Source organism: Cohnella sp. GbtcB17 (assembly GCF_019091135.1).
Classification (GTDB): domain Bacteria; phylum Bacillota; class Bacilli; order Paenibacillales; family Paenibacillaceae; genus Cohnella.
This window is the reverse complement of the sequence record NZ_JAGXJW010000001.1, coordinates 201,207-214,665: the sequence shown is the minus strand read 5'-3', so window position 1 is coordinate 214,665 and position 13,459 is coordinate 201,207. Positions and strand designations below refer to the sequence as shown.

Sequence of the window (13,459 nt, the reverse complement as noted above, 5' to 3'; positions counted from 1 at the left end):
CTTCATCGTCCGCGGGAGGCGGCTCCGACCCACGAGATAAAGTGGGGCAAATAGCTGACCGTCTGCACGAACCGCTTCAGGAATGAATGGCGTATCTCGTTGATCATGATCGCTAGCAGAATCGGAACGGGGAACGAGAAGACCAGCTTCAGCAAGCTGATGGCGATCGTATTCCGAACGAGCGTCGGGAACACATAGTCGTTGGTCAATTCGTGGAAATAACGCAGCCCGCCCCATTCGCTCGTGAAAATGCCCGTGATGCCGCTACTGATGCGGTAATCCTTGAACGCCATCAGGATGCCGAAAAGCGGCGCGAACGAGAACACGAGCAGGAAAGCCATCCCTGACAAAACAAAGGTTTGCAGCGAAATCTGCTTGCGAAACCTGCGGCCCAGCGTTTCCCGTTTGGGCACGACGCCGGCACCGACGGTTGCTTGCCACACGGCATTCGAATCTTTCATGGTGTGGCACCTCCTGTTGCTTTAAATTATAAAACCGTTTTCATAACCTGAAAATTGATCATACATCGGAATTCAGGTGTCCGTTTTTAAGATCGCTTTCATTTTGTTTTTATCGCTTGCGTAGACGCCTGGCTTTATACTTGATGATCGAAAAGTGGAATAAAAAAAACGGCTGGAAGAGCGGCTCCAGCCGGTCGTTCATGTGTCATTTTTTGAATGGTTGGCCAACGACGTATGGCATACGGAGCAGCGTCATTCACAGAATAAATGAATCAGGAACGTTCGAATCTCGTAAGGCTTAATCTCGAACTCAAGGACGCTACCGTCTTGCGGCTCTGCGATTGGACGCTCGAGTAGGTCGCATTCCTGCCAGGCGTCAATGGGAATGCCGCAATCCAGTTTCACTTGGCCGCGCGAACCAGCGAATTCATGCAGTCTGATCACAATGGCATCTTCATCCTCTGACTTCTTGACTGCATCGATCATCACATGGTCGGAGGAGCAGTCGATTAGGGAGAAGGACTTAATAGTCGAATCGCTCAACGCGCAGACCAGCGGCTGATTCAAACTCCAAGCTTCGCGTACCGTATCGCCTTGGAGCCAATCGCCAACATGAGGCAGTAGGGCATACGTGAACTCGTGAAGCCCTTGGTCAGCCGTGTTATCGGGAACGAGCGCCGACTTGATCAGCGTTAACCGCAATACATTCTCCTTAATATCGTAACCGTACTTGCAGTCGTTGAGCAGACTGACGCCGTAACCTCTCTCGGACAAATCAGCCCATTGATGACCTACTGTCTCGAATCGTGCGTAGTCCCAGCTCGTGTTCCAATGAGTTGGTCTTTTGACATTGCCGAACTGGATATCATAGGTCGCATTTGTGGCTCGAATGTCAACCGGGAATGCAACCTTTAATAATTGCTGACGCTCGTGCCAGTCCACCTCAGTAACGAAGTCGATTCGACGGCTCGAACTGTAGACGACCAGATCCTGCTCAATGGTAGATTTCATATAACGCCAGCGGAATCGAACAACCGCACGTAAATCACCATTTTCAAGAAGGCTGGCCCCTTCAAAATCGGTGACCTCTCTCATTTTTTGCATGTAATAAATATCGATGTCCCAAGCCTCATGCCGGCTCTTCGGTTTGTCCTCGAACACCTGCAGAACATTACCTAGCTCAGAAGACGCCAGCACAGATCGACCGGCAGTACGATCAAAAATTCGGGTCAGTTGCCCATATTCGTTCCAGGCTAATTCGTAATAAGGAGTCTGCAATCCAGTCCCTTTCCATCGGAATATGTCGGAAACACCTCCTGAGCCCGGGGCCTCTCGGGTCGCCTTTGTATGGATGGCTGCCAAGCCCATGGCAGGCACATCCCTCGCCTCGACAAGCCAATGCCCGTCGTGCGTTTGCTGCGCCCGCAAGGCTTCCCCAGCCTCATTGCGCCATACACCGCTTTCGTTCGTCTTTGTTCCTGACACTACCCGAATCGGTTCGCTTCGCTTCCAGCTTGCGCTGTTGAACACAACCAACCGAGACTCGCTGCCGTCCGCTTTGTCCTCTAGGGTTGCAGCACCGGTCGTCTCCATAGACTCGTTTTCCCCAATTCCCCCGGCTGCTTCGGCGTTCCCTGTCGTGAAAACCTGGGCCGCCCCCGCCCAGGCGCTATCGACCAACCTCTTCGCTTTACTGTATTCCGCTCGGCTGTCTTCATACACCTCACGGATGGACGAGCCCGGAATAATATCGTGAAACTGATTGCGCAGTACAATCTGCCAGGCCTCATAAAGCGATTGTCCCGGATACGAATCCCAGACACCGTTCCGCACGGCCGACAGAACGTTCATCCACTCCGTCTCCCGCAGCGCCAGCTCCAGCTTCCGGTTCATTCGCTTGTTGTACGCCTGACTCGTGTAGGTTCCCCTGTGCAGCTCCAGGTAAAGCTCGCCGTCCCACGTATGAACATACTGATCCGTGTCCTCGACCCGCTCCTTCAGCTCCTCAAAAAACGTATCGGCCCGCCCTGTCGTGACTTTAGGCAAACCTGGCATCTCCGCGAGACGCCGGCGCATCTCGAGCATTTCCCGATTGACTCCGCCCCCTCCGTCTCCATAGCCGTAGGCAAGCAGCAGTTTCCGGTTCAGCGCCTTATCCCGGTAAGCCTCCCAGATCCCGTTAATGGAGAAGGGCGTTATCCCGCCATTATACGTATAGAAAAATGCGCCTTCCTTATGTCCCGGTTCCGGTGTCGTAATAAAATGCGTCAAAATGTCCGTACCGTCGATTCCGCGCCAAACAAAAGTATCGTGAGGCATCCGGTTGTACTGGTTCCAGCTGATCTTCGTCGTCATGAACGCCTCGATGCCCGCCTTCCGCAGGATTTGCGGTAGCGCCCAGCTGTAGCCAAACACGTCGGGCAGCCACAGGTACTTGCATTCTACGCCAAACTCCTCGCGGAAAAAACGGGTCCCGTGCAGCAACTGACGAACAAGCGATTCGCCCGACGTCAGGTTGCAGTCCGCCTCCAGCCACATCGCCCCGCCGGCTTCCCAGCGTCCTTCCTTGACCCGCTCCTTGATTTGCTCGTAGATTTCAGGATAATCCGACTTGATATAGGCATACAGCTGCGGCATCGTCTGCAAGAAGACATAGTCCGGGTACTTCTCCATGAGCCGCAGCACCGTCGAGAATGAGCGGGCAACCTTCTCGCGCGTATGCGTCAGCCGCCAGAGCCAAGCGACGTCGATATGCGTATGACCGATACATTGTATCTCTACGCGGTGCTGCTTGGGCTGCTTGGCCAGCTCGCTGCGAAGAACCCGGACTGCTTCCTGCACGGAGTCGTAGAAGGAAGCAGAGCCGAGATGCGACCAATCCAGCAGCCCGAACGCGCGGTCCACCGCAGCGAGCAATTCGTGACGTTCCGATTGGCTTTCCTGCAGCAGCTTCGCCGTATCCAGCATCGCTTTTCCCGTATAATAAAGGTCGTCGGCCGCCTCGTCCAGCCAGACGACCTCCGCGCGGCGCAGCTGATGCTCGAGCACAGCAGCAGGCTGATAGCCGCCCAGCCCAGACCATAGCCTGAGGCGCATACTTATCGGCTGACCGGCCAGCTCCGCCGGCAGGAACACTTCGTCATGGTACGTGTCGACGCCTTGATACGGCTTTCCGTTCAGGAACAAGAGCGACTCAAACCCGCTGTTACCGCCTCCGCCGGTCGTGCCCAGATCAAAGCGAGCAAGCACGGACCGATCTGCCCACGCAGAAGGAACTGTCGCGTCCGCGGCCAGCCATCTATAAACGTCTCTTCCAGCCCAGCGGTCTCCTAATTGAACGGTCGACCAATCCCCCTCCTCATCCGGGTACGCTCCGTTCACTCCCGATCCGTCGACTTTCATCCGAAGAGCGGTTAACGGCAACGCATCCCGATAGCGAAGCGGCGCTAATTCCGTCAGCCGGGCCTCGAGCTTCTCAATTGTCCAGAACACGGAAACACTCCTCCATACGAAAATAATGCCTCATCCAGCTATTACAGCTGATTTGGAGATATGGAAATACGCAAACTCGCTATAACCGGCATTCTGCTTGGCTTCTTCGGCGCTGACGGCGAACAAGCCTACTTTAGCGCCGACCCAAACTCCCGGCTGCGCGGCGAAAGTATCATCAAACTCTACAAACTGCGACCCGTCCTGGGCGTAAGCAAACCGGCATATCGCGCCTTCGCTTACCGATACCCGAAGATACACGTCAGGGCCGTTCAGGTCCACCGCCGACACCGTCCATTCCCACTCTTCTCTTTTCCGTCCTCCGGCCCCTTGCACATAACTCAAGCGGTATCTACCGTTCTCTCCCTTGCATACCGACAAATATGCATAGTCCTCACCGAAAATGATAAGGCCGGTACGTGCGGATTCATTCTGTGCGGTCAGCGTCAGCTTCGTATCTGCGACGAACCTTTCCGCCGGAAACTTCTGCATAAGAATATTAGGCGCCCGGTACAGCCGCCCCCCGCTGTCCTTCGGAAGCGATACGGCAAATAAGCGAAGGCTGCCTGGAGCAGCCGTCAGCGAATACCAATCCGGCTGCACGTTCGCTTGCCATTGCCACTGCAGCCCGAGCTGATTTTTCATAAATTCGTCCGACATTTGCGGCGCTTGAACCGGATAGGTCCGGCCGACATTCGGCTTGCGGTGCGCCTCCACCGGTTCGCCGATGCCGTCCCCGTTGCGGTCCTCGCCCATCTCCGGCCAACCGCCGACCCAACGCATCGGCTGCAGATGAACGATACGACCGTAAGCGTCGCGATCCTGAAAGTGGAGGAACCACGACTCGCCGGATTCCAGCTCGACGAAGCCGCCCTGATGCGGACCGTTAAAGGCACTTTCGCCTTGGTGCAGGACGATCCGATCCTCATAAGGCCCGTAAATCGAACGCGAGCGCAACACCGTTTGCCAGCCCGTCTTGACGCCTCCGGCCGGCGCGAAAATATAATACCAGCCGTCTCGCTTGTACAGCTTCGGCCCTTCGAGGGTCGGATGACGCTCCGTTCCGTCGAATACGATGATCCCCTCGTCAAGCAGCGCTCTACCGTCAGGCGCCATCCGGCACAGGTTCAGTTTGTCCTTGATGCCGCAGCGGCTCGCAGCGTACGCGTGAATCAAATAAGCCTGCCCGTCATCGTCCCAGTACGGGCAGCAGTCGATCCAGCCCTTGACCCGCTTCACGCAATGCAGCGGCGACCACGGTCCGCGCGGATCCCCGGCCGTGGACATGAAGAGGCCTTCGTCCGGCATGCCGAAAAACACCCAATACTTGCCGTCATGATAACGAATGCTCGGGGCCCATACGCCTTCCCCGTGGCGAACGCGCTCAAACCCTGGCTCCTCAATTCTCTCCGCCACGTGACCGATGATCGTCCAATTGACTAAGTCACGCGAATGCAGCACGGGAAGGACGGGCGTATGGTTGAAGCTGGAGGCTACCATATAAAAATCGTGTTCTACACGAATAACGTCGAGATCAGAGTAGTCCGCAAAAAGAATCGGATTACGATAAGTGCCGTCGCCCCGATCCGCCTTCCATACGGAAACAGCGCCGGCATTCGTATTTGACGGCCACTCCCACTTGGTCAGATCGTCACTCCAAGCCACGCCGATACAAGCTTGTGTATCGAAAAGCGTCTGCTCATCCTCTGGGCCGCTGCCATGGTAAAACATGAGATATTTCCCGATACCCGGAACCTCTCTGCAATCCAGCGCGAAGCCTGCCGTAATCCGGCCTTGCGCCCACTCCCATTCCGATTGTCCCAATGTAAGCAGCGTCTCATCGTCCGTCCAGTTCATCAGATCGGAGGATCGTTTCATCCCGATCCCATTCTCCGGAGAATGGAACATCACATACTCGTCTCCGGACGGCAGGATGCACACATTCTCCCCCGCCTGCTCGTGTCCGTAGTACGTCCAACGCTTCAGGTCGTACGAATACGACATGCTCACGCCATTTTGCTTGTAGAAGCAGAACCATTTGCCCGGCTCGTCCTTGCTTTCGATCAAGTAAGGATCGATCATCCGTCCCATGTCCTCCACCGGAACGTTGTCGCCCTTCAAGCGCAGCAGCTCGGGCTCGGACCATGCGTCCAGATCGTCGCTTTCCATGATCCAGATACGTGCGGAGGCGTTACCGTACTTCTCCCCATATTGCCGGGGGTATGTTTGAAGACACATAATCCATCTATCGCCGAATCGGATGATATTACCCGGGCTGGAGAAGTTAAGACTTTGATCCCTTGGCGTAAGCTTTCTCGGCTCCGTCCAGTTCACCAAGTCCTCGCTATGGCTCGTTGCCGTGTACATATAGATCGAGCCGTCCGGTTCCGTCTCGGTCAAGGTATAGAACAATCGGAACAGTCCATTATGATAAATCGCAGTAGGATCGCGGTATGCTACCCGATCGCCGCCCTGAAGCAGAATTGGCGATGGGATGTTTCTCAAATGAACGCCTGTCATAGCCACTCACTCCACTCCTATAGGCCTTATCCTCAACCGCTCGTCAAACGCTACGCTGACCAGTCCCGGCCGCTCGCGGAAAGGCGCATTCGCGCTGTTCCCGAAGAACGTGCTCCACCACGCACCCTGTTTATCTTGAAAAAACATGTTGTGTCCGCCGTGCGGAACGGCTAAATACCGATCCCCATACGGACCGTACAGCTGCTCCGAGCTGGCGACATAGCAATGATAATCGCCGTCCACGAACTCCGCGCCCGCAAGATGATAACGGCCATGCGCCTTGAACAGGAACGTCCCTTCGAAGCCAACGTGCTCGGCGTTCGCCGGACGCAGCACGCGAAGCTCCTCCGCCAGCGCCGTCATATCCTCGTTCATTCGCGCGATCCGACCATTATCGCATAGAAAATATACCTGACCGTCCTCATCCTTGAACAAAGATGCGTCAATAAAAGGGCTGAGCGGCGCCTCACCTTGGATATGATCGACGTACGGACCCTCGGCAAGGCCGCTGACGCTTCGAAGCAGCCCGTTTCCCAGGCAGGGAACACAGTACGTAAGCCAATACGTCCCCTTCATATAATGTATCTCCGGCGCCCAAAGCGGTCGAAATGGCGCTCCGTCCCGCAGCCGGATCTCCCTCTGCCACGTGCCGTCGCGATCAATGTTCCACACCGTCGACCGCTTGCGTGGCTCAGTAATCACCGACGTCCACTCCAGCAGATCGGGCGACTTCCAAATCTGCAGATCCCCCGTCACCGCCCACCAGTCTGGAGATCCGGTCGTACCGGTAAGGTAGTAATAGCCGTCGTGGCCCAGACAAATCGAAGGATCGCGTAGCGGATAATCGAAGAGGATGCGAGGCGCTGCCTCTAACTGCTGTTGTCCCAAGAACCTTCCCATCCTTTCGGATAAAAAGAGGAAGCTCGCCGTTTACCGGCGGCCTCCACTTTTACCTTCTTATTATTTGCCGCTGTTCTTGTTGTAATCGGCGGTGTATTCCTCGATGATTTTGTCGCCGCCGCCTTTACGCCACTTCTCCACCGCGTCATTCCAGCCCTTCTCGTCCAGCGCACCGAGCACATACTTCGTTTCCGCATCGGTGATCGCCTTTTTGAGATCGGCACCCTTCTGCGTATTGGTTTCGGACATAAGCGATGCGCTCAGATCGACTACGCCGAGATCGAAGTTGCCTTTGAACAAAGTTTCGACCTTCGTTTCAAGCGGCGTCTTCTCAATCTGGATGCCGCCGAACTGACTGCCCCAGCGGAAGTTCTGCCAATCCTCAGAGCCCTTGGCGCCGGCGATCTTCTTCGCTTTACCGTCTTCTACGTTGTAGTCAACGCCCTCTACGCCGGCGTTGATAAGCGTGAGCATCGCGTCATCGCCCATTTTATCGAGGAAGGTGAGTATCTCTTTAAGCTTCGCTTCGTCCTTGACGCTCGATTTGGGAATAGCGATAAGCGAATCATAGCCGAATGTGGCCCGAACGTGCTGACCTGTCGGACCGTCGAAGTTCTCTGCCACATCCACTTGCACCTTCGGATCGGCCTTCATCATATCAACGTGACGAGTCGTGGCGTCATCGATAACGGAGAAATACATCCCCGCCTTCCCTTGATTGAAATAATCGTATTTTTTAGCAATCGGGAAGTCTTCGCTGACGATCTTCTCGCTGACCATTTTCTTATAGAGATCCAGCGCAGATTTGAACTCCGTCGTCACGAAGTCCGGCACGACCTTGCCATCCTGAAGACCCCAGCCGTTCGGACCGCCATTGTACACCGTGAGCTGCTTGAGAAGCTCCATGGTGGCGTCCTCCTGGATACCGAACGTATTATTTTTGCCATCCTTGTCGGGATCGTTTTCCGTGAATGCCTTGGCTACTTTGTAAAGATCGTCTACGGTCTTTGGCTCCTGCAAGCCAAGATTGTCCAGCCAATCCTTACGGAAAATCATGCCGTAACGGGACAATACGCGCTCACGAGGTAGTCCGTAAAGCTTGCCGCTGATACTGGCGTTCTGGACGGCGATCTCGCTCATCTTGCTCAGATTTTTGTAGTCCTTCAGATAGGGTGTCAGTTCCCAGAATACACCCGACATCTGCGCATTAAGGTTTGGAGACTCTTTCGTTCTGCGAATCAGAATCACGTCGGGAAGCGATCCGGAAGCGATCGTGGCGCTGACTTTATCGTCGTAAGCCGTGCCGGCTCCCGGAATCCAGGAGATATCCAGCTTTGTATTCGTATACGCCTGAATGGCCTTCAGGAACGGGCTGTCCGCCTTAGGCGGCTCCGCCAACTGCTGGATCATCATCACGTTAAGCTCGAGAGGCTTAGTCGACGCTGTAGATGCAGCCGAGGACGATGATGGCTGAGCCGAAGAAGCGGACGCATCTTCCTTAGCTGACGAGCAAGCAGCCAGAAGCGATGTCGTCAAGCAAGCTAAACAGATGACCTTGAAAAATTTCGCGGATTTTCCGGATACGTTAGAATTCGAATTCATAACCATTCTCCTCTACTTGATTGTTTAGTTTAGCCTTTCACTGACCCCAATAATGCACCTTTGGCAAAATGCTTCTGAAGAAACGGATACACAATCAAGATTGGTAATGTTGATAGCACTATAACCGCCATCTTGATTGTTTCCGCCGGCGGAGGAACGAAGTCCTGGCCGAATTGACTAGAGTCGCCGATTCCTCCTTGAGAGAGTATTACAATCTGCCGCAGCCACACCTGTATCGGCCAATAGGCATTATTGTTAATGTAGAGGATTGCATTGAAGTACTGGTTCCAGTGACCGACCGCATAGAACAGCGCAAGCGAAGCCAGTACAGGGGCGGACAACGGAAGCACGATTCGAAACAGTATCGCGACATCGGAGCACCCGTCGATGCGAGCTGCCTCCTCCAGACCATCCGGCAGTTGCTGGAAAAAGTTGCGCATAATAATCAGATTAAACGCGCTGATCAAGCCTGGAATGATGAGCGAGGCCGGACTGTCGAGCAGTCCGGTCTCCTTCACGACCAGATACGTCGGAATCATTCCACCGCTGAATAGCATCGAGAAAACGACCAGCCTCATAATCACGCTTACGCCCATCAGCTCTCTCTGCGCAAGGGGGTAGGCCATCAACGCCGTGAAGAACAGATTTGCCAGCGTACCGATCACCGTGATCGAAATAGATACGCCCAGGCTCGACGTGATCACATGCGTCGATAGAATGTACTTGTAACCGATAAGCGACAGCTTGGTCGGGAACAAGACAAACCCTTTCTTGATCAACTCTGCGGGATCCGTCACAGAGGCCGCCAAAATATAGATGAACGGCAATATGCAAGCTGCGGCTATAATAAGCAGAAGCACAATGATGATTCCATCCCAAATCCTGCTTGGCAAGCTTCGATCTACCATCGTGACACCTCCTCTCTTAGTAAATACCGTCTTCTCCAAAACGTTTGGCTAACCGGTTGGCCCCCATGACAAGAACAAGTCCGATAATTGATTTAAATACCCCGACAGCCGTGCTGTAGCTAAATTTGCCTTGCGTAATGCCCGAACTGTATACGTACGTATCGAATACCTCGCCCACATCGCGGTTCAACGGGTTCACCATGAGGAAGATCTGCTCGAAGCCGGTGTCGAGGAAAGTGCCTATCCTCAGAATAAGCAGAATGATAATGGTGCTGCGGATCGCCGGCACCGTAATGTGCCATAGCTGTCTCCACCGTCCGGCCCCATCCATACGAGCCGCTTCATAGAGCTGCGGGTCAATGCCGGCCAGCGCTGCCAGGAAGATGATCGTGCCCCAACCGGTTTCCTTCCAGATGACCTGTGAGGTGATCATCGTCCGGAACCATTCCGCGCTGAGCAGGAAATTGACAGGCTCTTTACCTGCGCTTGACAGCATCTGGTTGACAATACCGTTTTCCGTAGAGAAGAAGAGAAAACTGATCCCCACGACGACGACCCAGGATACGAAATGGGGGACATAAATTAATGTCTGAATGATTCGCTTAAAAGATTCCTTGCGCACTTCATTCAGCATGAGCGCAATGATGATGGGCATCGGGAAGAAGAAGACGATATTGTAGATGGCCAGCACGAAAGTGTTCCGAAACAAGTTCCAGAACATCTCGTCTTGGAAAAACGTTTCGAAATGCTTGAACCCGACCCACTGGCTTCCCGAGAACCCCTTGAATGGCTGGTAGTCCTGGAAGGCGATCAAGATCCCCCACATCGGCAAGTACTTGTAAATGAAAAAATAAATCATTCCGGGAAGTAGCATGATATAAAACCAGCGGTGACGCTTTACACGCTGCCAGAACGATGCGCGCCTCTGCTTCTGCAAAGCTCCCGTCTGCTTGACCATATCCATACCGGATACTCTCCTCCTTCTTGCCCAATCCTCGGTTGTCTGTAGGCTTGCTCTCACTGTACCGGGGAACCGTCGTTCAAGTCGATAATCCTGACCGCATAACCTGCTCGATCTAAGCAAATACGCGCATTTTGACTGCTTTTTCGGACCCTGATAATCACATGGGCATATCTAATAATCATTTGAAAATGAATGAAAGGCCGCCCCGTCTGCAGATGCTCTGCATAGGGACAGCCTTGGGTTTACCGATGCTTCTCCCGATATTGGCCCGGGGTCATATCCTCCTGCTTCCGGAAGTAGCGGATGAAGTTTTGCGAATTCTGATACTGCAGCTTTTCGGCGATTTCGCTTATCTTGAGATCTGTCTCCACCAGCCACCGCTTAGCCACGGAGAGCCGGTATTGCGACAGGTAATCGCTGAAGTTGCTGCCCGTCTCTTTGCGGAACACGGTCCGAATGTAATTCGGATTGTAATTCAGTCGGGTGGCGCATAGCTCAAGTGTAAGGTTAGTATCGAACTGATCGTGAATCATCTCAAGCATCAGGTCGGATATTTTCTTGTTCTGGGTTTCCCACTTGTGGCGAAGCGAATCGATCATCGGCTCAACGACCTGACGATAGAACCAATTCTCGATCTCCACTGCGGTCCTAAGCTTCGAGAGATGTTCCTGGATCCCTTTGCCTCCGGCTTGTAAAGGATTCGCAGCTTCCCCGACCTCCTGCCAGACACGTACAAGATCGATTAATAGCCGAGTCAACATCATCTGCAAATCGTGATAACGAGGGTTGTCGTCGATGGCCTGTTGGATGAATTCGGAGAGCAATTCTTTAGCCTGCTCCCTTTCCTCCATCTTGATCGCATCGATGAGCTTCTTCTCGAGCCACTCCGGGTAAGCTGCGGCGATCGTTGTATCCGGCAGCACCTCGGTGAACGGCAGGATCGCCTGCTCTCCGAACCGCACTCGGTACTTTAGCGATTCAAGGCTCTCCGAGTAGGCCTGATGGGTAAAATCTATATTGGTATAAGGTTTACTGATGCCTATACTTACTTTGAGTCCCAGTATTTCGTGCACTTTGTTCTGGACGAGTTCGGCGGTCCGATAAAGATGTTGATCAAACTCCGTCTCGATCGCGAGTGTCCCCGGGCTACGACAGACGGTCACCTGATTATCGACCATGACAACAGGCTCAAGCCTCTCGTCCGCCGGTATGAGTTCACTCGTAATATTGTGGATCGCAAACATCAGGAGGTCCATGTCTTGTTCGCCGTATCTCGTTCGGTCGAGCGTGTCCACCTGAATCGTCATGATTGCAAAAAAAGCGGATTCGGATCCGTAGCCGAACTGCGTCCAGCGTTCTCTCGTTTCGCTCGACCGAATCTCTCCCTGCAGCAATCGGCGAATGAAAAATGTCTCGAGCTGCCTGGAGTGGATCCTAAGCTGGCCCTTGAGATTGGTCTGAGAGGACTGGAGTAATTGAATATGTTCCCCGATCACCTTAAACTCGTCCTGCGCGAGTCGCTTTACCGCCGGGTCTTGGCCCACAGCTGCAGAGAAAATGCGCCGGATCGGCCTGTACATCCGAGTGGAGCCGATCCATGCCATGATCAAAATGAGTACGAAGGTTCCCATAGAGATATAAACCGTATACCAACCAATAGAGCGGGAGTCCCGCGTAATGTCGCTCAACGAGGAGACGGATAGATAGTACCATCCGTTATAATCCGACCTCGTAAAATTCACCCCGATTGTCTCCCTGTTCATCTTGATCGTGAAAAATCCGCCGTTTTTATCAGGTATCCGTTTCATCTTCTTAAGTAATTGTTGGAGTTCCGGTTCCGAAGTCAGGACACTGCCTGACGCTTCGGTTATAGGCTGCAACGACGCATCCAAAATAACGGTTTGCCGGTCTTCGGATTCGTTGTAGATCAGCTTCTCCAATTTCGTCCGGGGAAATTCGCCAATAATTAAGCCTGAAGTGGCGGTCATGTTGAGCGGCAGCTTCTTGACCAAATAGACGCCTGTAGCTGCGTCTGGAGAGCTTCCTGTTGAAAGCGCTGTCGCCGCTTGCCAAAATGACCTGAGCTCCGCATTGGCGAATTCAATTATATTGTTCTTCATTAGCGAGGCATCTAGGCCCTCATACCCTTGATTGGATAACACCCACTTATGATTAAGGTTTACCAAATAAACATTCTTGACCCCAAGCTCGTACGGCTGCATTTTATTGAGGCCTCCAGCCAGTTCATTCAGCAGCGTAAACTGACTTGGCGTAATTGAAGTTTGTAAGGCTGCGTTTACCGTGGAAGTCGAAACGTATTGGGTCATCAGGTTCTCGAACAACTGGAGAACCTGCTCTACGTTCAATTGGGTTTGCTGCAAAATTAGAGCATTACTTTCGTTCACTTTTTCTTGCAAGCTGGTCTTTGCCCGAAAATACGAAAGACTTCCGAGTGCCATAACCGGAATGGTCCCGATCACTAGGGTAAGTAGAAGGAGCCTGACCATGAAGTTTGTGTACAGAGGTCGTAACATGGGTCCACCCTTCCTCTTCCCGATCTGAATACCTATTTTCCGATTATAACAAAATCGGTGACGTAATATGCAAAGCGGACT

General features: G+C 53.4%; 8 protein-coding genes. All 8 read right to left on the bottom strand.

Features of this window, described 5'->3' with window-relative positions; all coding sequences use genetic code 11:
- Positions 1–2 precede the first annotated feature (2 nt).
- The 8 genes from KVT38_RS00720 to KVT38_RS00685 all read right to left on the bottom strand — a co-directional run bounded on the left by KVT38_RS00720 (position 3) and on the right by KVT38_RS00685 (position 13,378).
- The gene (locus KVT38_RS00720) at positions 3–461 is read right to left on the bottom strand and encodes a hypothetical protein (protein WP_217591757.1); all 459 of its coding nucleotides are present in this window, start codon (positions 459–461) and stop codon (positions 3–5) included.
- Positions 462–713: 252 nt separating this feature from the next.
- Positions 714–3,953, bottom strand: coding sequence for an alpha-mannosidase (locus KVT38_RS00715; protein WP_217591756.1), 3,240 nt, complete (start codon positions 3,951–3,953; stop codon positions 714–716).
- A gap of 30 nt (positions 3,954–3,983) precedes the next feature.
- A complete protein-coding gene (locus KVT38_RS35305) occupies positions 3,984–6,470 on the bottom strand; it encodes a family 43 glycosylhydrolase (protein ID WP_306795275.1) in 2,487 nt (828 codons plus the stop codon).
- A 6-nt stretch (positions 6,471–6,476) separates the two neighbouring features.
- Complete coding sequence (locus tag KVT38_RS00705; RefSeq protein ID WP_217591755.1) at positions 6,477–7,358, bottom strand: family 43 glycosylhydrolase; 882 nt, start codon at positions 7,356–7,358, stop codon at positions 6,477–6,479.
- A 72-nt stretch (positions 7,359–7,430) separates the two neighbouring features.
- On the bottom strand, positions 7,431–8,783 hold the full coding sequence (locus KVT38_RS00700) for an extracellular solute-binding protein (protein WP_217591754.1): 1,353 nt from the start codon (positions 8,781–8,783) through the stop codon (positions 7,431–7,433).
- A 218-nt stretch (positions 8,784–9,001) separates the two neighbouring features.
- Positions 9,002–9,880: a carbohydrate ABC transporter permease gene (locus tag KVT38_RS00695; RefSeq protein WP_217591753.1), complete on the bottom strand. Its 879-nt coding sequence runs from the start codon at positions 9,878–9,880 to the stop codon at positions 9,002–9,004.
- Between the two features lie 16 nt (positions 9,881–9,896).
- A complete protein-coding gene (locus KVT38_RS00690) occupies positions 9,897–10,844 on the bottom strand; it encodes an ABC transporter permease (RefSeq protein WP_254638867.1) in 948 nt (315 codons plus the stop codon).
- A gap of 242 nt (positions 10,845–11,086) precedes the next feature.
- Complete coding sequence (locus KVT38_RS00685; protein ID WP_217591752.1) at positions 11,087–13,378, bottom strand: helix-turn-helix transcriptional regulator; 2,292 nt, start codon at positions 13,376–13,378, stop codon at positions 11,087–11,089.
- Positions 13,379–13,459: the final 81 nt, after the last annotated feature.